Genomic DNA, 24,037 nt, shown 5'->3' with positions numbered 1-24,037 from the left:
CTTGCGACGTCGAACGGATGGAGGCGTCCGGTCCTCCGGGCGACGGACGCTTGATGCTCCGTTCCGGCGCCAATCGCAAGATCATCGCAACTCGCCGGCGCTTCCCGGCGGGCGCGATGCAGCCATGCCGGGGGTGGAGGGCGACGCGGCGGCTTGCTGTTGACGGTGCGGCGGCCGCGACACAAAAGGATCCTGGTTCTTCGCCCCGTGCAACGATCGGTGCCATCCTTCATGACGGAAACAACCTATGGGAGGACGGCCGCCCCGGCCGCCGCCAATTCCACCGGCCGGATCGTGATGGCGAGCCTGGTCGGCACTGCCATCGAGTTCTACGATTTCTACCTCTACGGCACGGCTGCGGCCCTGGTGTTCGGGCCGGTGTTCTTCCCGCAGGAATCGGATGCGGCGCAGCTGCTGCTCGCCTTCGCCACCTTCGCCATCGCCTTCGTCGCCCGTCCGGTCGGCTCGGCCCTGCTCGGCCATTTCGGCGACCGCGTCGGCCGCAAGGCGACCCTGGTGGCGTCGCTGCTGCTGATGGGCGTCTCGACCACGCTGATCGGCGTGGTGCCGGGCTATGCCGCGATCGGCTGGCTGGCGCCGGCGCTCCTGTGCCTGCTGCGCTTCGGCCAGGGCCTCGGCCTCGGCGGCGAATGGGGCGGCGCGGCGCTGCTGGCGGTGGAGAACGCCCCGGCCGGCAAGCGCGGCTGGTTCGGCATGTTCCCGCAGCTCGGCGCGCCGATCGGCTTCCTCGCCGCCAACGGGCTGTTCCTGCTGCTGGCGCTGGGGCTGGACGATGCGCAGTTCCGGGCCTGGGGCTGGCGCGTGCCGTTCCTGCTCAGCGCCGTGCTGGTGGCGGTCGGCCTCTATGTCCGGCTGAAGCTGGTCGAGACGCCGGTGTTCCGCGCGGCGATGGAGCGGCAGGAGCGGGTGCGCGTGCCGATCGGCGAGGTGCTGGCCCGCTACACCCGCATCACCATCCTCGGCACGCTGGCGATGGTGTCCTGCTACGCCCTGTTCTACATCACCACGGTGTTCTCGCTCGGCTACGGCACCAAGGCGCTCGGCTATTCGCGCCAGGCCTTCCTCGGGCTGGAATGCATCGCCATCATCTTCCTCGGCCTCGGCATCCCGCTGTCCTCCTGGCTCAGCGACCGGCTGGGGCGGCGGCCGGTGCTGATCGTCGGCGGCGTCCTGACGGCGCTGTTCGGCTTCGCCCTGGCCCCGCTGCTGGGCAGCGGCTCGGTGCTGCTGGTCACCCTGTTCCTGTGCCTCGGCCTGTTCCTGATGGGGCTGATCTTCGGCCCGATGGGCGCCTTCCTGCCCGAGCTGTTCCCGACCCGGGTGCGCTACACCGGGGCGTCGCTGACCTACAACCTGGCCGGCATCCTCGGCGCGTCGCTGGCGCCCTACATCGCCCAGACGCTGGTCGACCAGGGCGGGCTCGGCTGGGTCGGCTTCTATATCAGCATCGCCGCGGTGATCAGCGTGGTCGCGGTCTGGCTGATCCGCGAGACGCACGACCAGGACCTGACCCGGGTCGGCCGCTGACGAGCGGTCCCGGGCGAGGGGAGGTCTTCTCGCATCTGACTGTTGGCGGGAATATCACAAAACTGTAATTTTCGCCTTCAACCCCCAGTTGCCAGGGCGCCGCATTTCGGCTTGCCCAGCCGGGGGCGGGAAGGGGGATTGCGGGTTGCGGTATCGGGATCGCCTGTGGCGTGAGGTCTGGCGCGTGCTGCGGAACCATCGCCGCCGCGGCGCATGGCTGGGCCGCAACGTGCTGCGGCGCTTGCTCGCGAAGCGGTTCGGCGCGCTGTCGCCCGGCGACGGCCGCTGGACGATCACCCGCGAGCTGTGGTCGACCGAGGCGCTGGCCCGCCACGGCAACGGGCGCCACGACCGGACCGAGCCCTGGGGGCTGCAGGGGCCGGTGCTGATGGCCCGCCGGTCGGGCGAGTTCTGGGTAATCGACGGGTCGAACCGCATCAATCACTGGGTCGCGACCGGCGACACCGGCCGGCACGAGGTGCTGCTGATCGATCTCGACCGCCTGGTCGAAGCGCGCGACCTCGGCCCGGCCTGGTGGGCGATCGGCCGGGCCGCCGGCCTGGCCCTGCCCTGGCTGCTCGTCGCCGCGGATTCACCGCTGCTCTGAGGTTTGGAGAGCGGGTGAGTCTGGGCCGGATCGGGTCATCCGATCGCAAAACCGCATCGCCGGCGCGGCCCGACGGTTTCCCGGGTCAGGCGGGGAGGTCCGCGGGATCTCGGGGGGCATGTCATCGCGCAATCGTCGCTTCCGGTCGGGAGGCGAGCGGCGTGCGCCCGAGCATGCTTTATGCCTTGCCAAGACTGGGGCATTAACGGTCTCTCAGGAGGATGGCCCAGGGAGATCTGACGTTGGAAACACGCGCGATCGTCTATGACTGTGACGGCGCCAGGCTGACGGGCTATTTCGCCGATGATGCGCCGCATGTGAAAAAGCCGGCGATCCTGGTGGCACACGAGGCCTTCGGGATGAATGATCATATCCGGGCGCGAACGAGACGCCTGGCCGAGCTCGGCTACGCCGCATTCGCTCTCGACATGTATGGCGTCGAAGGGTTGTCGTTGTCGGAGGCGGTGAGCCGCCATATCGAGTTGGTGTCCGCTCCAGGACTGATGCTGGCTCGCGCGAGCGCTGCGCTCAGGGTCCTGACGACCCTACCTGGGGTGGATCAGGAGCGGCTGGCGGCGATCGGCTTCTGCCAGGGAGGAATGACCGCTCTCGAACTTGCGCGCAGCGGGGCGCCGGTTCGATGCGCCGTCGGCTTTCATCCCGGTCTGATGCGTCCCGCAGGAAGCCTGGATGAACCGATCCAGGCCAAGGTCCTGATGATGATTGGCGACCAGGATCCCGATGTGCCGGCGCAAGACAGGGCCGATTTCGCAGCGGAAATGGAACGAAAGCAGGTGGACTGGCAGCTTCACCTCTTCGGCAGAGTCGGACATGCGCACACCAATCCCGACATCGACCGATTGAACAAGCCCGGCTACGGCTACGATCGCGCTGCGGACAAGCGGTCGTGGACGATGATGCTGGCGCTGTTCGAGGAGGTGTTCGCCGGCGGAGGCCGACAATGACCCGGAAGACAGTGACCTCGTCCAGGGCACGCGATAGATGAGCCGGTACGTCTCGTCCGGCGCCGGCCTGGAAGATCACCGAATCCAAGTGCTGTGGGAAGACGGTGAGCGCGCGCTCTCCCGGGCATGGCGTGCCGACGAAAAGAGGGGACCGCGCAGCGTGCTGGCGCTGCGGCTGACCGCGGAGTCCCCGCCGCCGGCCAGCGTCGACCGTCTCGCGCACGAATACGGGCTGAAAGACCATCTGGAGAGTGCGTGGGCTGCCCGGCCGCTGGAATTCGTCCGCGATCGGGCTTTGTTGCTTCTCGAGGATCCGGGTGGCGACCCGCTGGAGCGGCATCTTTGCGGACCGATTGAGACAACGCGATTCCTCGAGCTGGCGACCGGCATCACGGCTGCCCTGCGCCAGGTCCATCAGCAGGGCCTGGTCCACCGCGACCTGAAGCCGGCCCACATCCTGGTCGACGGCGCGAAGGGAGATGTACACCTGACCGGCTTCGGGCTCGCCTCGCGGCTTCCACGCGAGCGCCGGCCTCCCGGCCCGCCGGAGTTCATCTCCGGGACGCTCGCCTATATGCCGCCCGAACAGACCGGACGGATGAACCGGTCGATCGACTCGCGCAGCGATCTTTACGCACTCGGGGTGATCTTCTACCAGATGCTCACGGGCGCGCTGCCGTTCATCGCATCCGACCCTCTGGAATGGATCCATTGCCATATCGCCCGGACGCCGGTGCCGCCGCATGAGCGCCTGGCGGAGATCCCGAGCGCGATTTCCCACATCGTCACAAAACTGCTCGCCAAGACGGCGGAGGATCGATATCAGACCGCCGCCGGCGTCGAGCGCGACCTGCGGCGCTGCCTGGCGGATTGGCAAGCCAACGGACAGATCGGAAGCTTCCTGCCGGGCGAAGCCGACTTGCCGGATCGTCTATCGATCCCCGAAAGGCTTTACGGGAGAGCGCGCGACATCGAGACGCTGCTCGCTGCATTCGATCGTGTGATCGCCGGCGGCAGGCCCGAGCTGGTGCTGGTGTCCGGCTATTCCGGAATCGGCAAATCCGCCGTCGTCAACGAACTCCACAAGGCGCTGGTTCCGCCCCGCGCTCTCTTTGCATCGGGCAAGTTCGACCAGTACAAGCGCGACATTCCTTACGCCACCCTGGCTCAAGCGTTTCAGAGCCTGATCCGCCCGCTTCTCGGCAAGAGCGAGGCAGACCTGCACGACTGGCGCCAGGCACTCGGCGAAGCCTTGGGCCCGAACGGGCAGCTCATTGCAACTCTGGTGCCTGAACTGAAGCTGATCATGGGAGAGCAGCCGCCGACCCCTGATCTGCCGCCGCAGGACGCGCAAGCCCGCTTCCAATTGGTGTTTCGCCGATTTCTCGGAGTGTTCGCGCGGCAGGACCACCCCCTCGCGCTATTTCTCGATGATCTGCAATGGCTGGACCTGGCCACCCTCGATCTGATCGAGGATCTGCTGTGTCAATCGGATGCGCAGCACTTGTTGCTGATCGCAGCTTATCGAGACAATGAAGTCAATTCATCGCATCCACTGATGCGCAAGCTGGAAGCGATGCGCCAGGCCGGAGCGGTGGTGCAGGAGATCACGCTTGCACCCTTGACCCGTGAGGATCTGGGAGCACTGCTTGCGGATGCCTTTCGCTGCGCATCGGATCTGGTGGCGCCGCTGGCGCATCTGGTTCACGGAAAGACCGGCGGCAATCCGTTTTTTGCCACCCAGTTCGTCACTGCGCTTGTCGACGAAGACCTGCTCACGTTCGACCACGGTCTGGGGCGATGGTCCTGGGACCTGAGCCGTATCCAGGCCAAGAGCTACACCGATAATGTCGTTGACCTCATGGTGGGCAAAATCAACCGTCTGCCCATGGCAGCTCAGGAGGCCATCAAGGAGCTTTCCTGTCTTGGCAACACCGCCGATGTTTCCACGATTTCGATCGTTCGTGGAACATCGGAAGACCGGGTCCGCCTGGATTTATGGGAGGCTACCCATCTGGATTTGATTGTTCGTTTGGACGGTTCCTACAAATTCGTGCACGACCGAATTCAAGAAGCGGCCTATTCGCTGATCCCGGAACCATCACGGGCCGAGGCCCATCTGCGAATTGGCAGGTTGTTGGCGGCGCGCACTCCGCCACAGAAGCAGGACGAGGCGGTCTTCGAGATCGTCAACCAGCTCAACCGCGGGGCCGCACTGATCGCCTCACCGGACGAGCGCGAGCACCTGGCCGAGCTCAATCTGGTGGCAGGCAAACGTGCCAAAGCCTCCGCGGCATACGCTTCGGCGCTTAGCTACCTGAACGCCGGCGCCGCACTCGAGGCGAGCGACAGTTGGGAGCGCCGCCATGACCTCGCCTTTGCTCTGGAATTTCACCGAGCGGAATGCGAGTTCCTCACGGGCGAGCTGACGGCCGCCGAGAAGCGCTTGACCATGCTTGCCACCCGCGCCGCCGACACGGTCGAACGAGCAACCGTCGAATGCCTGCGCATCGATCTGTACACGACTCTCGATCAGACCGACCACGCCGTGGCCGCCTGCCTCGACTACCTCCGGCATCTGGGGGGTGAATGGTCCCCCCATCCGACGGAAGAAGAGGCGCGCCGTGAATACGAACGGGTCTGGTCTCAGTTGGGCAGCCGCGACATCGGCGATCTCATCGATTTGCCCTTGTTGAGCGATCCGGCATCGCTCGCGACCCTGGATGTCCTGACCAAGATTTTTCCGACGGCAATCTTCATTGACGAGAACCTGCTGTGCATGACCGTCTGCCGAGCGGTCAACCTCAGCCTGGAGCGCGGCAACGGCGATGCCTCATGTGTCGCTTATGTGTATTTCGGCAAGATTGCCGGGCCTCGGTTCGGCGACTACAAAGCCGCACTCCAATTCGGTCAACTCGGCTATGACCTGGTCGAGAAACGTCACCTGGTGCGTTTCCAGGCTCGGACCTATCTGTGGTTTGCGCAATTCGTCCTGCCCTGGACGAAGCACGTCAAGGCGTGCCGCGGGCTGATGGAGCGAGCGTTCGATGTCGCGACCAAGGTCGGCGATCGCAACATTTCCGTGTACAGCCTCGACAACCTGAATACGAACTTCCTCGCTGCCGGTGACCCGCTGGTCGAGGCGCAGCGCCAGGCCGAGATCGGTCTCGAGTTTGCCGAAGGGGCACGGTTCGGGCACCAGATCGACATCATCGCCACGCAGCTCGGCCTGGTCAGTACCCTCCGCGGGTTCACTCCCGAATTCGGCTGGTTCGATGACGGGCAGACCGGCGGCGCGCTGGTCGAGCGGCATTATACACCCAACCCGGCCGTGTACTGGATCCGGAAGCTGCAGGCCCGCTTCCTTGCAGCCGATTACTCTTCCGCACTCGATGCGGCGGCGAAGGCGCAGCCGATGCTCTGGACGATGGTCGGCTTTTTCGAGACGGCGGAGTATCACTTCTATGCCGCGCTTTCTCACGCGGCATCCTGCGTGTCCGCGGTTTCCGACCAGGACGGGCCGGCGCCCTCACGTACCGCGGACGGCCTCCACCGATCGTCACACTCCGGCGAGCGCCAGCAACATCTGGCGGCTTTGACCGCTCATCACAAACGACTCGCAGCATGGGCGGAGAATTGCCCGGAGAACTTCTTGAATCGCGCGGCGCTGGTCGGCGCGGAGATCGCGCGATTGGAAGGTCGCGAACTGGACGCAGAGCGGCTCTACGAACAGGCCATCCATTCGGCCCGGGCCAGCGGTTTTGTTCACAACGAGGCGGTCGCCTACGAGACTGCAGCGCGCTTCTATACTGAACGCGGCCTGAATGAGATCGGGCAGCTCTACCTGCGAAACGCTCGTTACGGCTACTTGCGGTGGGGAGCCGACGGCAAGGTGCGGCAACTTGACGACATGTTTCCGCAGCTCGGCAAGGAAGGATCGCCACCCGGTTCGACCAGCACGATCGACACGCCGGTCGACCATCTCGACCTCGCGACAGTCATCAAGGTGTCGCAGACGATCTCCCGTGAGATCGTGCTGGAGACGCTGATCGATACTGTGATGCGCACGGCGATCGAACAGGCGGGCGCCGAGCGCGGTGTCCTGATACTCGCGCGCGGGGGCGAATTGTGGTGCGTGGCAGAGGCCATCACCGGCAACGAGATGATCGCGGTCGATCTGCGCGATGAGCCCTCGGCCGAGATGGCGCTGCCCCAATCCGTGCTGCAATATGTCATGCGAACGCAGGATCCGGTCGTTCTCGACGATGCCGCTGCGCAGCAGCCATTTGCCGCAGACCCGTATATTCGTCAACACCAGGGCAAATCGATTCTCTGCCTGCCGCTTCTCGCGCAGGCCAAGCTCAGCGGCTTGCTGTACCTGGAAAACAACCTGGCGCCCGACGTGTTCGTGCAGGCCCGGACCGCCATTCTCAAACTGCTGGCCTCCCAGGCTGCGATCGCGCTCGAAAACGCCGGCCTGTACCGCGATGTCGCCGAACGCGAGGCGAAGATCCGCCGGCTGGTCGACGCCAACATCATCGGGACCTTCATATGGCAGACCATAGGCCCGGGTGTCGAACCCGACGGCCTGTCGATCATCGAGGCCAACGACGCCTTTCTCCGCATGGTGGGATACGAGCGAGAGGATGTCGCCGCAGGCCGCCTGAGCACGTCCACTCTGATTCCGCCAGGGTGGTACGAGCGTCACGCGCGGAATATCGCGGAAGTGAGAATGACGGGGAGTGCCCTCCCGCTCGAGAAGGAGTACCTGCGCAAGGATGGCAGTCGCGTGCCTGTACTGGTGGGCGTTGCCGCATTCGACCAGCAACGAGACCGGGGCGTGGCCTTCGTCGTCGACCTGACCGAGCGCAAGCACGGCGAAGAGGTGTTGCGGCACGCCGCCGACAGGCTCGCGCAGGCCACTCAGGCCGCGAGCCTGGCTGAGCTTTCCGCCTCGATCGCCCATGAGGTCAACCAGCCGCTGGCTGCGATCGTCGCGAATTCCCACGCCTGCCAGCGTTGGCTGTCCACCGAGCCTCCGAATTTGGAGCGCGCGAAGATCACGGCCGGACGCATCGCCCGCGACGCCACCTCGGCCGCAGATGTCGTCAGCCGCATCCGGGCCCTGTTCCATCAGGCGCCGCATGTCAGATCGCCGGAAGATCTCAACCGCTTGATCGGTGAGGTCTGCCACCTGATGGCCGACAAGATTGCGGCAAAGGGTGTCCGGATCGAGACGACGCTCGATCCGGCCCTGCCGTCGGTCGCGCTCGATCGCGTCCAGGTGCAGCAGGTGCTGGTGAACCTGATCCGGAATGGAATGGAGGCGATGGACGCCGTGGCCGACGACGCTCGCTCGATCCAGATCCGCTCGCGCCGCGACGGCCCCGACACGATCCTCGTCGAGGTGCGCGACGCCGGAGCGGGCTTCAAGGACCCGGAGCGCGCCCTCGAGCCGTTCTTCACGACCAAGCCGCAGGGAATGGGCATGGGGCTCGTCATCTGCCGTTCGATCGTCGAATCGCATGGCGGCCGTCTCTGGGCGGCCAACAACGAGACTCGCGGGGCAACCGTCACCTTCGCGCTTCCGTCGCGCACGGACGGGGCGCCGTGAGCCAGACCGGCAGGTGCGGCGACACGAAAAGGGCTGCGACCGGACTCGCAGCTCTCTCCGGATCGCGGCCTATTTCTTGAGGTCCGCCGGAAGCGGATTGCCGAAGAGCGAGAGGTACAGCGCTTGCTTCGTGGCGTTGGGTGCAGGGACGTCGGGCGTCGTGTTGAAGGCGTTGCCGCCGACGATGAAGCTGAAGTCGTTTCCGCTCACCTGGGCGTTGCCGTGACAGCCCATGCAGCCGCCCATCTGGTAGGTGGTGAAATGGCTGCCCGCGGCCACATAGACGTTCTGGAAATTCGGCGACCTCGGCGGCGGCGTCTGCAGCGGCGGCGTCTTTGTCGAGCTTCGCGTGATCAGCGCCGGGTTGACCGCCGGGTAGAGTGTCGGGGCGTTGTTGGCGGCGATGCGGGCCAGAAACTGCTGCAGCGTGTAGTCCGTCTCGACGACGATGTTGGCCTGGTAGAAGTTGCCGATCTGCTTCGTGCTGTCGGAATCCGTGCTGATATCCGCATGATTGAACGGCACGGCCTGGACGCTGACCAGCTTGTAATAGAGCCAGGGGGATTTCAGGTTGTTCTGGGCGTTATAGTCTGAAATGAGGCCGTGCCACGTGGCGTTGGCAGCCTGCACCACGGGCGGGATAGGCTCGTAGCGGGCGTCGACGCAGATATTGCCGCCGGCCGGCGTGCCGCCCGGCGGATTGCCGAGCGCCTCCTGATAGTAGAGCCGCTTGCCGGGAGTGTCGCAGAAGGTGTTGGCGGGATTCGTCTTCACGGTCGGGGTGTTCGGGTCGTCGGTGTAGACGAGGGCGGGCGTGTTGGGCCCGGCGGTGGGGATTACCACCTTGCCGTTGGCGTCCTCCGTCGCCACGCCGTCGGCGGTCACCACATTGCCCGCCTGCTCGAAGGTGGCGAAGATGAAATAGGGGGCCGACATTGTCTTCTGGATGATGTGCAGGCCCGCCAGGGCCCACTGGTCCTCCCGATAGCAGGGGCTGCCGCCCGGACCCGGCTCATAGTAGCGGACGGTGGTCATGTGGAACTGGCTGGAATCTTCCCCCTTCGCCAACGGCCGCCACGCCGCCTTCACCTCGACCGTGCCGGCGGGCAGCGTGATCACGGAACCGGAATCGAGCGGCGGCTGGTCGTCTCGCAAGGCGGCTTGCCATGCTGCGATCCGGTTCGTGTAGGCGTCGCCGGTGGTGAACCACAGCTTGTTGCCGACGATGTAGTCGTATTCCTTCTGGTTCGCCTTTGCCAGGAAGCGGATCAGCTGCGGGGCGGTGTTGGGCTGTGTCGTCGCCGGGACGTCAACGATCCCGGCATACATCTGGTCCAGGCCGATCTGGCTGGTTTCGTCCAGGTTGACCCAGGCGGGCTGGGTCACCGGGGCCTGGCCGGGGCAGGCATCGACGACGCCGCCATTGGGGATGGTCCCGCCGGAATAGAGGTATTGTGGCGGATCGCTGTAGTTGTAGGGGTCCTGCGATGTGCCTGGTCCATTGACGCCGTGCGGCGGGACGGCCTCGCTGTTGGCGCCGGGGAAGATCTCCACCTTCTGGCGGTAGCTCTCCCACACCAGCGGCGTCGCTCCCGCCTGGCCGAACTTGGCACCGATGTCCGGCTGGCCGCGCTGCACCACGCCGTTCAGCTGCGCGGCCGGCCAGTTCAGCGCGATGAATTCCTGCCAGGCGAAGTTGCTGGCTTCGGTCAGGGTGGCCGTCGGGGCGCCCGAGCTGATGTCGGGGGGAAGGGTGGGGCTGATCTGAAGGGGCTGGGCCTGGACCGGCGGTGCGCCGGACAGGACGGCCACGGCGCTGCATCCGGCGGCGACGAGGCGGCTGGCAAGGGAGCGGTGTGACATCACAGGATCTCCGATGTGAGCTGGGACCTGAAGGTTGCGAGCCTGGGAGCGGTGCAGGCGCGCGGCCACTGCAACTGGTCGGCCCGGGAAGCGCTGCACGTTTGCTACCGGTTTCGCAGGCGGGTGAGGGCCACGCCCTCCCGGCGGACGGAGCGCCCGCCGGGAGGAGGGGCCTGCTACTTGCTGCTCCTGCGGCAGCGGTGCGCCGGTGTACTGGTTGACGCGCTGCGCCGGCGCGCCTTCCTGGACCGCCATGGCCGCGCCGCTCGGATTGACCGCCGCCCACCACAGCGGGAGCGATTTGAACGAGAACACCTCGTCGAAATCCGTGGCGAACGAGCCCTGGTCCATCGGCACGTCGCCGCGCCGGTTCTGGAACCACTTCATCCAGCCCGCCGACCCCGGCGCCGGCGAGCAGATATAGGATCCCTTCGGATCCTGCTCACCCTTGTCGTTGCAGAGCAGGAAGCCGCCCGGATATTTCGGGTCGTCGGTGGCAAAGGACGGGAGCAGGAAGCTCACCATCTCGTGCTGGTCGATATTCCATTGCGCGGTGCTGTGGCAGCTCATGCAGCCGGAATCGGGGGCGTTCTTGATCGGCTTGCCGTCGACGACGATGTCGTTGCGGCCGCCGTCATTGGGGCCGGACAGCCGCCCGCCCCAGCCGAGCGTCTGGGTGGAATAGAGCGGCGCCTTGGGATTGATCCAGTTCTCCGTCAGCGTGGCGCCTTCGGTCTTCGCCTCCGGGTCGTTGCCCCATTGCACGCCGAGCGGCACCATCTTGTCCCAGACGTCGCCTGGAGCCGCGGCGTCATAGACCAGTGTCATGAACACCCAGCCGGTCTGCGGCGAGGATTGGCTGTCCTTCACGATGATGTCGAACTGGGCGACATAGCTCGGCCAGACCGAAGGCGTGGTGGCCTTGCCGACGGGAATATACAGCGGCCATTCCTGCGCACCCTGCATGGCATCCCACCAGCCAGTCGGCTGTTTGGGATCGGTGGAGGCGAACATGGCCGCCTTGACGACGATCGCGCCCTCGACGAACTGGGCGTTCTCGGTCTTCAGCGTCGGCTTCATCGCCGAACGGCCCCAGAAATGGTCGAGCGAATAGGCCGCGCTGGTCGTAATAGGTCAGCACATTGGTGTTGAAGGTCACCCGAAGTCCCGTATCGGGAAAGATCGCGGGACCGAACTCGCCGGCTGCATAGGTGCCGTGGATCGATTCGCGCAGCGAGCCGAGCCAGGGCTCGTTGTACCAGCCCGCCGCGGCGGCGTCCCAGCTGTCATAGTGCATGATCAGGGCGCGGGCGTTCTTGCTCACCGCCTGCTTCAGGGCATCGGCATAGGCCGCGGCATTGGCGGTCGTGATCGGGCCGTTGCCGATCGCCTTCTGCCACGGCGCGTCCTTCAAGGGGTCGGGCGCGGTCGGCCAGTTGTGATTGAGCGAGAAGAGCGGGCCGGAATATTCACCGGCGGGCGGGATCTGGCCGTTGTTGTCCTGGAAGGGATGGGCCTTCTGAAGCACGTCGAGCGTCGGGCCGCCACGCAGGCTGAAGGCGGTCTGGGCACTTGCGTCGCCGGCCGGCGCCAGCGCCAGGAGACAGAGCGACAGGGCGGGGATAATGCGGGAAAGGCAACGCTGCATGACAATCTCCTCAATGTCCCTGGCATCTGGAAGAAATTCAGCCGGTTCGGCCGTGTCGTTGATGTCCACGTCGCATCTCCCTCCAGATTTTCGCTGGGGTCTGCCGGTGTCGTTCCCCGGCGAGGCCGCCGATTTGCGCAGAGGAGGGACAAGGAAGGCCCTGGGGGGCGAGGCCAAGCAATATTATCGCTAAGATAGTACTAAATTTTTATTAGCGCCAAAAAGTATCATTGTTTCCGAAGAAGGCAAGCGCTTTGACACTCTGGCTCTAGAAATCTATGAATTTCATAGATATTGAATTTATTTCAGCAGAATTTTGTTCCGTTCATTGGCCGATCATGCTGCGGAAGAAGCCGCTCAGGAACGCCGCCGTCTCATCGGAGAGGCCGACGATCTTGTTGGTGGCCTGGCGATAGAATTTGAAGTTGAGCTCGGTCCCGGGCTGGCCGTCGGTCCAGTCGGTGAGGGGCTTGAGCTCGCTCCGCCCCAGCGGCCGCGTGGCGAGGGCGGTGCGCCGGATGGTGACGCTCACCCGCGGCGTCTGCCGGGCGGAGCCGGGCAGCTTCGCGACCGCTGCGGCGGCGGTGACGACGCCGCAGGCGACCAGGCCCCGCCCGCCCTCGGTCTCGCTGGCGAACAGGAAGACGGTGTCGCCCGCGGCGATGTGCTTGCCGCCATACATCGTCTTCTGCGCGGTGAACACGAAAGTCTCTGCCCGCGGATCGCGGATTTCGGCCTTGATCGCGAAGGCCATGCTGTTCCTCGCAGGATCACTCGTGCCGGTGGCCGTACAGCGCCTCCGGGTCCTGCAGCACCGGCAGGTCGGTGTGCCAGGCGCCGTCGCTCGCCACCCGGAAGAAGCAGCTGCGCCGGCCGGTGTGGCAGGCGACGCCGGTCTGGTCGACCCGCAGCAGCACCGCATCGCCGTCGCAGTCCAGCCGCAGCTCGACCAGGCGCTGCACCTGGCCGGAGGTGTCGCCCTTGCGCCACAGCGCCTGCCGCGATCGCGACCAGTAGCAGACCCGGCCGGTGGCCAGCGTTTCCTCGATCGCCGCACGATTCATCCAGGCCAGCATCAGCACCTCGCCGCTGTCGTGCTGCTGGGCGATGGCGGGGACCAGCCCGTCGGTGTCGAACCGGACCTCGTCGAGCAGCGTTTCCGCGGTCATGCGGCCGCCCGCAGCCGGTCGAATCCGGCCTCCAGATCGGCGATCAGATCGGCCGGGTCCTCCAGGCCGACATGCAGCCGGACGCCCGGCCCCTCGGCTTGCCAGGTTGTGGCGCTGCGGATCTTCTCCGGATGGGTCGGCAGGATCAGGCTCTCATAGCCGCCCCAACTGGCGCCCATCTGGAACAGCTCCATGCCGTCCAGCATCGCCGCCACCTGGGGGGCCGAGGCCGGCTGCAGCACGATCGCGAACAGGCCGGAGGCGCCGGTGAAGTCGCGCCGCCACAGCGCATGGCCGGGATCCTGCGGCAGGGCCGGGTACAGCACCCGCGACACCTCCGGCCGCGCCTGCAGCCAGCGCGCGATCTCGAGCGCGTTCTCCTGGTGCTGGCGCAGCCGCACCCCCATGGTGCGCAGGCCGCGCTGGGCGAGGTAGAGGTCGTCCGGCCCGGCGCAATGGCCGGAGGTCACGGCGAAGCTCTTGAGCTTCAGCCAGACCGACTTCTCGCGGGCCCCGACGATGCCCATCATCGCGTCGGAATGGCCGACCATGTATTTGGTCGCGGCGTGGACGGTGACGTCGACGCCATGGCCGAAGGCGTCGAAGCCGAGCGGCGTGGCCCAGGTGTTGTCGAGCGCGGTCAGGATGCCGCGGGCCCGGGCGGCGGCGGCGATCGCCGGCACGTCCTGCACCTCGAAGGTCAGCGATCCCGGGGATTCGAGATAGACCAGCCGGGTGTTGCCGCGGAACAGCGCCTCGATGCCGGCGCCGATCAGCGGGTCGTAGTATTCGACCTCGACGCCGAAGCGGGCCAGCACCGTGTCGGCATAGCGCCGGGTCGGGCCATAGGCGCTGTCGGTGACCAGCACATGGTCGCCGGCCTTGACGAAGGTGGTCAGCGCGACATTGACCGCGGCCAGGCCGGAGGAGACGGCGACCGTGCCGTACCCGCCCTCCAGCGCCGTGACCGCGTCCTCGAAGGCCTCGCTGGTCGGGGTGCCGACCCGGCCATAGCTGTAGACGCCGTGCTCGAAGCCGGCATGGGACGCGTCCATCGCCGCCACCGTCGGCCACAGCACGGTCGAGGTGTGGTAGACGGGCGGATTGACCATGCCGTGGTTCTCTCGGGGATGACGGCCGGCATGGGCGAGGATGGTGGCAGGGCGGCGGGACTTGGACATGTCGGTCGCTGTCAGTCAGTGGCGGCGTGTGTCAGTCGTCACAACTGACAGGGCCGCCATCTTTCGGCCAGCCGGGCGGGCGGGTCAAACCCGTTCCGCGCAGGGCGGGCCAGCGGGGTGCGACGAAAATCGTCGCCATCTGTCTCCGATGTAACACTCTTCCCCCGTTCCGCAATGCGACGGTCATCCGGCCCGCCGAGGATGGACGGGTCGATGCGATGGGACGCGGATGATGGATATGACGGATCTCAAGCCGACCTGCCGTGTGGTCGGCGCCGGCGCGCGGTTCACCGGCAAGCAGGCGCTGACCTACACGCCCGGGATCTCGGCCGAATCGGCGGGAGCGACGGGCATCCACCTGCAGCTCGTCACCCTGCCGCCGGGCGGCCGGGCCAAGGCGCATCGCCACGAGGCGCATGAGACCGCGATCCATGTGCTGAGCGGCGAATCCGGCATGTGGTTCGGCGACCGGCTGGAGCAGCACCTGATGGTCAAGGCTGGGGAGTTCCTCTACATCCCCGCCGGCATGCCGCACCTGCCCTACAATCCGAGCGCGACCGAGGCCTGCGTCGCGGTGATCGCCCGCACCGACCCGAACGAGCAGGAGAGCGTGGTGCTGATGCCCGATCTCGACGGCCTCCATCCGTAGGGCCGTCGCGCCCGGGCGCCAAGCTCAGGGTTGCGTGATCGTGACAGAGACGTTGCCGGGCAGCGTGTCGTGGTGGGAGCCCGACTGGGTCTGCACGTCCGACACGTTGAAGCCGTCGAGATAGTTGATGGTGTCGACCCAGACGTCTCCGGCCTCGAAGACGCATTGGTGCTGATGGACGTCGAACGATGCCACCGAAGCCGCGGCATTCTCCGGACCGAAGATCTGAAATCCGGTCGCCAGGCCGCCCATGTAGGTCGACACGACGGTCACGCTGGCGCCGGCAGGCAGGGGAATGGTGCCGTCCGGAGCCATGACCAGGCCCTCGATGGCGGTCGCGGACAGCAGGAGGTCTTTCGCCGTTCCGTTGCTCACCGTCGTCAGCAGGGTGTTGCAGTCGAAGCCGGTCTGCGTCCATTGCTGGGCCTGGGAGTTCTGCGCGGGCTCGAGCACGACGGCGGAGGCGGAAGGATCGCTCGCGGTGGTGACGGTGAGCGCCTGCCCGTTGAGCTTGCTGACGATCGTGCCGTTCGAGATCTGCCAGAGCTGCGCGGCGTTGCCCGGCTGCAGCGTGTCGACGATCAGGGCGTTGTTCTCGCCGATGCTCAGGGCGAGGGTCGAGTTGCCCGCGCTGACGAGGTGGCCGTCGGAGGTCAGGGACCAGAGCTGCCAGAGCGCGACATTGCTGTCGATCGCGTCGATCTGGAGGGTCGAGCCCGGCGCCGGCGAAGTGCTCTCGATCATCAGCACCGGCGCGTTATCGGTTTCGAGGGTGGCGGCAAAAAAATAGAGCTGCATCATTCGATCCTCGGGAAAACGATCGTTGACGTCCGGATGCCGGGCGAAGGCGCCGGGAAGGGAAGCCGTCCGGCTGCGGAAGGCTATGGGACGATCGATTCGAGAATCGAGAATAAAGTCTTATGAAAGCCGCGTCGCGCCGTCCCTACTCGGCGTGCTGCTCGATCACCTCGAGGAAGGCGTCGGCATAGCGCAGCAGCTTGGCCTGGCCGACGCCGGGGATGGTGGCGAACTCCGTCATCGAGCGCGGCCTGGCATGGGCCAGCTCGGTCAGGGTCGCGTCGTGGAAGATGACATAGGGCGGCACGCCCTGCTCGCGCGCCAGCTCCAGCCGCCGCGCCCGCAGCGCCTGGAACAGCGAGGCCTCGGCCGGATCGTCCGGCAGCGCCCGCACGGCGCGGCCGACCCCTTTGCCCGAAGCCTTGCCGCGCGCGGGCCGCTTCACTGCCTCGCGCCGCAGATGGATCTCCTTCTCGCCGCGCAGCACCTCGCGGCAGTCGGGCGCCAGATGCAGCCCGCCATGGCCCTCGGTGTCGACGATCAGCAGGCCGGCCGCCACCAGCTGCCGGAACACCGATTTCCACTCCGCCTTCGCCAGGTCGCGGCCGATGCCCCAGGTGCTGAGGCGATCATGGCCGAGCTGGCGCACCCGGTCGGTCTCGCTGCCGGTCAGCACGTCGATGACATGGCCGACGCCGAAGCGCTGGCCGGTGCGGTAGACGCAGGACAGCGCCTTGCGCGCCAGCTCGGTGCCGTCGAAGGCCTCGACCGGCTCCAGGCAGGTGTCGCAGTTGCCGCAGGGCTGCGGCAGGGTGTCGGCGAAATACTCCAGCAGCACCTGGCGGCGGCAGCGCACCGTCTCGCAATAGCCGAGCAGCGCGTCCAGCTTCTGCCGATCGATCTGCTTCTGCCGCTCCGGCGCGTCCGATTCGGCGATCAGTCCCTGGATCTTGCCGACATCCTGGATGCCGTAGGCCAGCCAGGCGTCGGACGGCAGCCCGTCGCGGCCGGCGCGGCCGGTCTCCTGGTAATAGGCCTCCAGGCTCTTCGGCAGGTCGAGATGGGCGACGAAGCGGACGTCGGGCTTGTCGATCCCCATGCCGAAGGCGATGGTCGCGACCATGACCACGCCGTCCTCCTTGAGGAAGCGGTCCTGGTTCGACGCCCGCACCTCGCGGTCCAGCCCGGCATGGTAGGGCAGGGCCTCGATACCTTCGCCGCGCAGCCACTCGGCCGTCGCCTCGACTTTGATGCGCGACAGGCAGTAGACGATGCCGGCCTCGTTCGGATGCTCGCGCCGGATGAAGGACAGCAGCTGCGCCTTGGGGTTCTCCTTCGGCACGATGCGGTAGCGGATGTTCGGCCGGTCGAAGCCGGCGACGAAGATGCGGCCGTTCTGCAGCTTCAGCCGCTCGGCGATGTCGCGCCGTGTCGGGCCGTCGGCGGTTGCGGTCAGGGCGATGCGCGGCACGCCCGGATAGCGCGTCGCCAGCGTGTCGAGCTGCAGGTATTCCGGGCGGAAGTCGTGGCCCCATTGCGATACGCAATGCGCCTCGTCGATCGCGAACAAAGCCAGCTTGCAGTCGTCGAGCATGTCGAGCAGCCCGTCGGTCAAGAGCCGCTCGGGCGAGACATACAGCAGGTCCAGCTCGCCGGAGCGCATCGCCCGGGCGATGTTGCGCGATTCGCCGGGCGGCAGGGCGGAGTGCAGGGCGGCGGCGCGGACGCCGAGCTGGCGCAGCGTCTCGACCTGGTCCTGCATCAGCGCGATCAGCGGCGACACCACGACGCCCAGCCCCGGCCGGACCAGCGCCGGCACCTGATAGCACAGCGACTTGCCGCCGCCGGTCGGCATCAGCACCAGGGCGTCGCCGCCGGAAATCACCTGGGCCACGATCTCGGCCTGCTCGCCGCGGAAGGCGGTGTAGCCGAAGACGTCGTGCAGGACGGAGAGGGGATCGGGGGACATGGAGCGCTTATAGCTGTCGCCGGGGCCCGAACCAAATGCCGTTTGCGATCGGCCGTTTGACCACAACAGGTTGTGGCTCAGCAGCGATGCCGCCTCCAGGCCTGTGACGGCCCGGATGCCTCAGGCCGGTGCGAGATTGGGGCTGGTCGGCGCCTCCGTCGGCACCTTCCGGCGCCGCGCGACCAGCAGGATCGCGAAGCCGACGACCGTGGTCAGCACCGGCATCACATACATGATCGGCACCAGCTGCAGCGAGTCGCGGGCCACGCCGGCGACGCTCATGGTTGTGGCCTGGACCGCGACGACGCCGATGGCGGCGATCAGGATGCGGCGGCTCAGGCCGCGGCGGTTGTAGTCGCCGCTCAAGAGGACGCCGAGGCAGAGCACGACATAGGCGAAGGGCAGCAGCGGATCGGTGATGCGCTTGTGGCCTTCCATCACCAGCCGGCCGTAGTTCCGCATGTCGCGAGGGGAATTCGGATCGGGGTGCAGCAGGTCGGGCAGGAACCGTTCGGACGGGGCGCGATAGCTGCGGGCCAGGTCCTCGACGCCGGGGGTGTTCAGCGGCACGGTGTAGCTGTCGAAGGCGACCGGGTCGACCTTGCCGGTCTTGCGGTCGAGCTGCTGGATCACGCCCTTCAGGGCCACGATCCGCGGCCCGTCCTCGCTGTCCTCGACATAGCCGCGGTCGGCGATGATGGTGATCGGCTGGTCCTCGTTGTCGGTGCTGTGCACCAGGATGCCGCTGAGGTCCCCGGTCACCGGGTTGCGGTCGCGCACGAACACCGTCTTGCTGTCGCCGATGGCGTTGAACTCGCCGGTCTGCAGGAAGGCGGCCGAGACGTCGGACTGGGCCATCGCTGTCAGGTCGCGGAACTCGCGATTGGCCACCGGCCAGAAATACAGCGTCATGCTGTAGCTCAGGCCGGTGATGATCAGCCCCATCACCAGGCCGGGCACGGCCAGGCGCAGCTGTCCGATGCCGGCGCCGCGCATCACCAGCAGCTCGCCGTCCGACAGCATCCGGTTGTAGACGATCAGGCAGGCGGCCACGACGCCGACCGGCAGCACCGCGATCAGGAACTCCGGCATCGACAGGAAGACCAGCTCGAGGAACAGGCCGACCCCGACGCCGCCGTCGACGATCATCTGGATCAGCCGCATCGAGGTGGTAAGCATGATCGCGAAGACGAGAATCACGGTGGCCAGCATCGTGGCGACCGCGATCTGGCGGAACATGTAGCGGCTGAGGAGCGACATGGCGCCACGATATACACGAGCCGCAATGCTTCGGCCATGTTGCCAAGCGTCGCGGCGGTGATCCAGAATGCCGCGTGCTGATAAGCACGACAAATCAACGCGCCATGGCGCCCGAAAAGACCAGGGAAGCTGCTGAAAATGCTCAAGACCATCGATCCGATCATCACCCCGGATCTGCTCGCCGTGCTGGCCGGCATGGGGCATGGCGACGACCTGGTGATCTGCGACACCAACTTCCCGTCCCGGTCGGTCGCGCAACACACCATGGTCAAGGCGCCGATCGAGCTGCCGGGCGTCAGCGCCGCCCGGGCGGTGCGGGCGATCCTGTCGCTGATGCCGCTCGACAGCTTCGTCGACCATCCGGCGCGGCGCATGGAGGTGGTGGGCCAGCCGGACGAGATCCCGGAGGTGCAGCGCGAGGTTCAGGCCGAGATCGACCGCGCCGAGGGCCGGTCCTGGCCAATGGGCTCGGTCGAGCGCTTCGCCTTCTACGAGGACGCCAAGAAGGCCTATGCCGTGGTCCGGGCCGGGGAGGGGCGGTTCTACGGCTGCTTCCTGCTGAAGATGGGCGTGATCCCGCCGAAGTAGGACCAGACCCATGACCTCGCCGAAGATCGCCGTCCAGGGCGTGTTCGTCGCCGACCTCGCCTTCCGCGCCGCCCGGTTGCCGGTGATGGGCGAGACCCTGCTGTCCAACGGCTTCAAGCTCGGCCCGGGCGGCAAGGGCTCGAACCAGTCGGTCGCCGCCGCCCGGGCCGGCGCCGACGTCGCCTTCATCACCAAGCTGGGCACCGATCCGTTCGGCCAGATGGCGCGGAGCCTCTATGCCGAAGAGGGCATCGACGCGGCCCATGTGCTGACCGATCCGGAGCGGCCGACCGGTGCCGCCTTCATCTTCGTCGACGGCAAGACCGGCGAGAACGCGATCATCATCGAGCCGGGGGCCGCGGCGGCCCTGACCGAGGCCGAGCTGGAGGCGGCGGCGCCCGCCATCGCCGCGGCGAAGGTCTTCGTCGCCCAGCTCGAGCTGCCGCTGCCGGTGGTGCGGCGCGGGCTGGAGATCGCGCGGCGGCACGGCGTGACCACGATCCTGAACCCGGCGCCGGCCATGAGCCTGCCGGACGATCTCTATCCCCTGGTCGACTACCTCACCCCGAACGAGACCGAGGCGGAGAGCCTGGTCGATTTCGCGGTCGACAGCGGCCAGCAGGCGGCGCGGGCGGCGGAGGTGCTGCTGGACAAGGGCGTCGGCACGGTGATCGTCACCCTCGGGGAGAAGGGCGCACTGCTGAAGAGCCGGTCGGAGACCGTGCATGTCCCGGCCTTCTCGGCCGGGCCGGTGGTCGAGACCGCCGGGGCGGGCGACGCCTTCAACGGCGGCTTCGCCCTGGCTCTGGCCGAAGGCCGGCCGGTGGCCGAGGCGGTGCGCTTCGGCTGCGCCGTCGCCGGCCTCTCGGTGACCCGGCCGGGCACGGCGCCGTCGATGCCGCAGCGCGACGAGGTCGAGGCGCTGCTCCGCCAGTCCTGATGCCGACGCAGAGACGGGGTGATGGGTCGCTCGCCGATCGCGGCCTTATCATGATCGAATCGCCCGCGATGGCCGGACTGGCCGCGCTTCGATCGCCGACATTCAAAGCGACCCCAGAACTCTGCGCGCCGCCACCACATCGGCGCTTTGAAAGCTGCTGTTGAACTGCTGGTAGACTGCAGCCAGCTGCGCCATCGCGCCGTCCCGGCGGCCGGTCTGCAGGCTGAGTTCGGCCAGGCTGGTCGCTGCGCGCAGCTCGAAGCTCAACGCACCATATTGGCGCGCGACCCTCACGGCCTCTCGAAGGACCTCTTGTGCCTTCGGCATGTCTCCTTCGCGCCATCGCAGCATGCCATGGAGGCGAAGCAATTCGGCGGTGCACCAACGTTCACCGCCATCCTCTGCATAGTCCAGGGCCTCCTCAACCGCGGCGCGTGCGGCATCGATACGGCCGTGAGATAAAGCTGCCTGCGCAAGCATCGCGAGATGAATCGGGAAATGAATTTTGAGATCGCGAGCCCTGAATTCGTCGATTCCCTCCCGCATCCTGTCGATTGCATCACTGTCGCCGTCAGTGGCGTCGATCGTGGCTTGATAAAAGCGCAGGAATGGCGGCCAAGTGTCGACCTGGCAAAAGCTGGTTTGTGCCGCAAGCATCCTCACCTGATCCTGCGCCAAGTCAAAAAAGCCGCACCAGATCGAAACTGAAATTGCTCCCAGTCCCAATGAATGCATGTGAGAAATTTTGTGGTCGATCGCGGCTGCTGCTGCGACCCCTTCCTGCGCGACGCTGAGTGCTTGATGATGCTCGCCGATGACCCACAGCATGGGGCCGAGATAAGATCGGATCCCAACGAAGCGATCGAGCTGAAACCGCGAGGTTCGTGATCGGTTGGCGACCATCGCATGTTCGCGAGCCAGGAGCCTCAAACCCGCAACAGCGCTCCTGATCTCGCCGCAATAAAAGCGGTTGATCAGTTCCAGCCGGGAAATATCCGGTGCCGCGGAGTGCTCGCTTTCAGCGGCGATGATACTGCGGAGCCCGGCGAGCATCGACACCGCTTCGCGATGGCGGCCCGCGAATGTCTTGGCGCCGACCCAGCCGATCGTCGTTCGAAGCCGATACTCGACTTGTCCGAGTTCTTCGGCAAGCCGCAGGGCTTCCTGCCAGGCCGTCTGCACCTCCGGACCGAGGTTGCCGGAGAAGTTCACATTTTGGGCATGCGCTGCGACCAGCTTCATTCTCAGCATCGGACGGAGGCCGGGCAGGCTGTCGAGGGCGTCCAGTGCTTTCCCGACGCGCGTCCGGATTTCGGAGATCGAGGAAAGCTCACCCCACAGGGGAATGGCTGCGGCGGTCACCCGAACCCCGAGTTCCACGTCGCTTCCGTCGCCGAACGACCAGTCGATCGCCCGGCGCAGATCGATCCCCCAATGACCGTAGCGCGCTGTCCAATCCTCCCTGGTCCGCCAGTTCCATTCGACTTCGGCCTGCTCGAAGAGGACCAGCAGGTAGCGCGCATAGGCCGCCATGGCCGTCTGGTGCTCTTCATGGGTTCGAAGGCGTTCGCCGGCAAAGCTGCGCGTGCTGTCGAGGAGGCGGTAGCGCCGGCGTCCAGCATGGTAGCTGACAGCCAGCAGCGATCTGGCGGCAAGGCTTTCCAGCCAGGCCGCGACATCCTCCGCCGCCGCGAGATGGCCACACACGCCGACCGCATCTTCCAGCACGAATGTGCCGCTGAAGACTGACAGATGACGCAACAGACGGGCTTCGTGCTGCGGAAGCAGCCTGTAGCTCCAGTCCAGCGTCGCCATCAGCGTCATATGGCGGGGCGTCGCGGCGTCCCCCTGCGACGCCAGTGGTTCGAAGCTGTGCTCCAGCAGGCTGAGCAGTGCGGAGGGGCCATCGACGGACAGCCTTGGCGCCGCAAGCTCGATCGCAAGCGCGATGCCGTCCAGGCGGCGGCTGATGGCGGCGAGCACGGGCAGGTCGGTCTGGTTCATCCGATAACCATGGATCTCCGCGCGTCGTACCAGGAGCTCCACGGCCGGAAAGCTCATCGCCGCCGCGGTGTCCGCTTCGCTGCCCTCGGACGGGCAGCGAAGCGGTGCGAGGCGATAGGCGGACTCCCGCCGGCACCGCAGCGGCTCGCGGCTCGTCGCGACGATCAGAAGCCTGGGCAGCGCATGATTCAGATGGTCCGCAACGGCCGCCGTGACGCTCAGCACATGCTCGCAATTGTCGAGCACCAGCAACATGTCCCGGTCGCGCAGCGTTTCGACAAGCCCGGCGAGGACATTGACGAGATTGCTGTCCAGCCCCAGTGCAATGGCGATTGCCGGCGCGACGAGATGCGGATCCTCGATCGCGGCGAGGTCGACGAAGCACACGCCGTCTTTCAACCGCTCGCGGACGTGCCGCGCCGTGGCAATCGCAATGCTGGTCTTGCCGACGCCCGCCGGCCCCACGATCGTCAGCAGCCTGGTCTCCGCGAGCGTGTCGACGATCTCCGCCGTGATCTCGTCGCGCCCGATCAGCACCGGCACGACCGGCAGTTCTCTCACCGCATCCGGGAGAACCGCCTCGACGGGCGGGCCCAGGACGCGCACCGGGGCGACGAACCGGTATCCGCGGCCAGGCACCGTCGCGATGTAATTCAAATCGGGCTGACCCCGCGGAAGAGCGCGCCGCAGGGCGGCGATATTGACCTTCAGATTGGCCTCGTGGACGAAAATGTTCGGCCACGCGAAGCGGATGAGCTCGTCCTTCCCGACGAGATCGCCGGGCCTCCGCACCAGGGCGTGCAGCAGATCGAGCGCACGGGCTCCGACATGGATCGGAACGCCACGGTGCAGCAGCAATTGGCGATCGGGTATGAAACGGCATTCGCCAAAGCAGAAAATCCTGCCGTCAGTGCTGTCTGACCAACCCATGATCCCTGCAGCCCCCAATGCGGGCTTCGCGATTGCGGCCGGACCGCCGGATCGCTTCTTCCCTTCCTACGACCGCTAACCGGACTCGCGGTAAAGCAATTCCGCGGCCCGCCCCACCTCGATTCTTTTACCGTTTTTTACCACTCGAAAGCCGCCCCCGGTGCTAGTCAATTGTCCTAGCCCACAAGGCTGGCCTGCGAGCTCTGGCAGGCGCCGGTCGATCAAGGAAACTCTCGCATCTCGCAGACGTGGCTGCAAACGCGGCCATGCGGTGCGCATGCCTGCCTCGAAATGACGGGAATCA

The 24,037-nt window shown here is 66.5% G+C and carries 15 protein-coding genes; 7 read left to right on the top strand and 8 right to left on the bottom strand.

What is annotated here, in order from left to right:
- The first annotated feature begins 231 nt into the window (after positions 1-231).
- The 4 genes from FFK22_RS20885 (at position 232) to FFK22_RS20870 (ending at position 8,734) form a co-directional block, all read left to right on the top strand.
- Entirely contained in the window at positions 232-1,548 is a 1,317-nt protein-coding gene (locus FFK22_RS20885) for an MFS transporter (protein ID WP_138888627.1), read from the top strand.
- Between the two features lie 184 nt (positions 1,549-1,732).
- Entirely contained in the window at positions 1,733-2,155 is a 423-nt protein-coding gene (locus tag FFK22_RS20880) for a hypothetical protein (RefSeq protein WP_138888626.1), read from the top strand.
- Between the two features lie 221 nt (positions 2,156-2,376).
- Positions 2,377-3,120 (top strand): dienelactone hydrolase family protein, encoded by a 744-nt coding sequence (locus FFK22_RS20875; RefSeq protein WP_221938743.1) that lies wholly within the window; start codon positions 2,377-2,379, stop codon positions 3,118-3,120.
- Positions 3,121-3,157: 37 nt separating this feature from the next.
- The gene (locus FFK22_RS20870; RefSeq protein WP_221938742.1) at positions 3,158-8,734 is read left to right on the top strand and encodes an ATP-binding sensor histidine kinase; all 5,577 of its coding nucleotides are present in this window, start codon (positions 3,158-3,160) and stop codon (positions 8,732-8,734) included.
- A 69-nt stretch (positions 8,735-8,803) separates the two neighbouring features.
- Here FFK22_RS20870 and FFK22_RS20865 read toward each other — a convergent pair whose 3' ends face one another.
- From FFK22_RS20865 to metC, 4 genes are all read right to left on the bottom strand, one after another.
- Positions 8,804-11,677: a hypothetical protein gene (locus FFK22_RS20865; RefSeq protein ID WP_138888624.1), complete on the bottom strand. Its 2,874-nt coding sequence runs from the start codon at positions 11,675-11,677 to the stop codon at positions 8,804-8,806.
- A gap of 893 nt (positions 11,678-12,570) precedes the next feature.
- Complete coding sequence (locus FFK22_RS20860) at positions 12,571-12,999, bottom strand: hypothetical protein (RefSeq protein WP_138888623.1); 429 nt, start codon at positions 12,997-12,999, stop codon at positions 12,571-12,573.
- Between the two features lie 16 nt (positions 13,000-13,015).
- Positions 13,016-13,414 carry a phosphoribosyl-AMP cyclohydrolase gene (gene hisI, locus FFK22_RS20855; RefSeq protein WP_138888622.1) on the bottom strand — a complete coding sequence of 133 codons (399 nt, stop codon included), beginning with the start codon at positions 13,412-13,414 and terminating at the stop codon, positions 13,016-13,018.
- Positions 13,411-14,595: a cystathionine beta-lyase gene (gene metC, locus FFK22_RS20850; protein ID WP_138888621.1), complete on the bottom strand. Its 1,185-nt coding sequence runs from the start codon at positions 14,593-14,595 to the stop codon at positions 13,411-13,413. The genes hisI and metC overlap by 4 nt, the downstream gene beginning before the upstream one ends.
- A 238-nt stretch (positions 14,596-14,833) precedes the next feature.
- On the opposite strand from metC, the gene FFK22_RS20845 reads away from it, so the two are divergent.
- Positions 14,834-15,244, top strand: coding sequence for a cupin domain-containing protein (locus FFK22_RS20845; RefSeq protein WP_221938741.1), 411 nt, complete (start codon positions 14,834-14,836; stop codon positions 15,242-15,244).
- A gap of 24 nt (positions 15,245-15,268) precedes the next feature.
- Here the strand turns inward: FFK22_RS20845 and FFK22_RS20840 are convergent, their stop codons facing one another.
- The 3 genes from FFK22_RS20840 to lptF form a co-directional block, all read right to left on the bottom strand.
- Entirely contained in the window at positions 15,269-16,045 is a 777-nt protein-coding gene (locus tag FFK22_RS20840; RefSeq protein WP_138888619.1) for an RICIN domain-containing protein, read from the bottom strand.
- 142 nt (positions 16,046-16,187) lie between these two features.
- Positions 16,188-18,011 (bottom strand): DNA helicase RecQ, encoded by a 1,824-nt coding sequence (gene recQ, locus FFK22_RS20835; protein ID WP_138888618.1) that lies wholly within the window; start codon positions 18,009-18,011, stop codon positions 16,188-16,190.
- Positions 18,012-18,131: 120 nt separating this feature from the next.
- On the bottom strand, positions 18,132-19,271 hold the full coding sequence (gene lptF, locus FFK22_RS20830; RefSeq protein WP_186002564.1) for an LPS export ABC transporter permease LptF: 1,140 nt from the start codon (positions 19,269-19,271) through the stop codon (positions 18,132-18,134).
- 138 nt (positions 19,272-19,409) lie between these two features.
- On the opposite strand from lptF, the gene FFK22_RS20825 reads away from it, so the two are divergent.
- A complete protein-coding gene (locus tag FFK22_RS20825; protein ID WP_138888616.1) occupies positions 19,410-19,859 on the top strand; it encodes an RbsD/FucU family protein in 450 nt (149 codons plus the stop codon).
- A gap of 10 nt (positions 19,860-19,869) precedes the next feature.
- On the top strand, positions 19,870-20,799 hold the full coding sequence (rbsK, locus tag FFK22_RS20820) for a ribokinase (RefSeq protein ID WP_138888615.1): 930 nt from the start codon (positions 19,870-19,872) through the stop codon (positions 20,797-20,799).
- Between the two features lie 102 nt (positions 20,800-20,901).
- On the opposite strand, the gene FFK22_RS20815 is transcribed toward rbsK, so the two are convergent.
- Positions 20,902-23,733, bottom strand: coding sequence for a winged helix-turn-helix domain-containing protein (locus tag FFK22_RS20815; RefSeq protein WP_138888614.1), 2,832 nt, complete (start codon positions 23,731-23,733; stop codon positions 20,902-20,904).
- Positions 23,734-24,037 lie beyond the last annotated feature (304 nt).

Source organism: Mycobacterium sp. KBS0706 (assembly GCF_005938675.2).
Taxonomy (GTDB): Bacteria; Pseudomonadota; Alphaproteobacteria; order DSM-16000; family Inquilinaceae; genus Inquilinus.
The sequence above is the reverse complement of the archived record's forward strand: the minus strand, read 5'-3'. Positions and strand labels throughout refer to the sequence as shown.

What these genes read in the sequence shown, in the direction of transcription:
- FFK22_RS20885 (WP_138888627.1), top strand. Translation starts at nt 232, where the DNA reads ATGACGGAAACAACCTATGGGAGGACGGCCGCCCCGGCCGCCGCCAAT.
- FFK22_RS20875 (WP_221938743.1), top strand. Translation starts at nt 2,377, where the DNA reads ATGGCCCAGGGAGATCTGACGTTGGAAACACGCGCGATCGTCTATGAC.
- FFK22_RS20870 (WP_221938742.1), top strand. Translation starts at nt 3,158, where the DNA reads ATGAGCCGGTACGTCTCGTCCGGCGCCGGCCTGGAAGATCACCGAATC.
- FFK22_RS20865 (WP_138888624.1), bottom strand. Translation starts at nt 11,677, where the DNA reads ATGAAGCCGACGCTGAAGACCGAGAACGCCCAGTTCGTCGAGGGCGCG.
- FFK22_RS20860 (WP_138888623.1), bottom strand. Translation starts at nt 12,999, where the DNA reads ATGGCCTTCGCGATCAAGGCCGAAATCCGCGATCCGCGGGCAGAGACT.
- hisI (WP_138888622.1), bottom strand. Translation starts at nt 13,414, where the DNA reads ATGACCGCGGAAACGCTGCTCGACGAGGTCCGGTTCGACACCGACGGG.
- metC (WP_138888621.1), bottom strand. Translation starts at nt 14,595, where the DNA reads ATGTCCAAGTCCCGCCGCCCTGCCACCATCCTCGCCCATGCCGGCCGT.
- FFK22_RS20845 (WP_221938741.1), top strand. Translation starts at nt 14,834, where the DNA reads ATGACGGATCTCAAGCCGACCTGCCGTGTGGTCGGCGCCGGCGCGCGG.
- FFK22_RS20840 (WP_138888619.1), bottom strand. Translation starts at nt 16,045, where the DNA reads ATGATGCAGCTCTATTTTTTTGCCGCCACCCTCGAAACCGATAACGCG.
- recQ (WP_138888618.1), bottom strand. Translation starts at nt 18,011, where the DNA reads ATGTCCCCCGATCCCCTCTCCGTCCTGCACGACGTCTTCGGCTACACC.
- lptF (WP_186002564.1), bottom strand. Translation starts at nt 19,271, where the DNA reads ATGTCGCTCCTCAGCCGCTACATGTTCCGCCAGATCGCGGTCGCCACG.
- FFK22_RS20825 (WP_138888616.1), top strand. Translation starts at nt 19,410, where the DNA reads ATGCTCAAGACCATCGATCCGATCATCACCCCGGATCTGCTCGCCGTG.
- rbsK (WP_138888615.1), top strand. Translation starts at nt 19,870, where the DNA reads ATGACCTCGCCGAAGATCGCCGTCCAGGGCGTGTTCGTCGCCGACCTC.
- FFK22_RS20815 (WP_138888614.1), bottom strand. Translation starts at nt 23,733, where the DNA reads ATGGGTTGGTCAGACAGCACTGACGGCAGGATTTTCTGCTTTGGCGAA.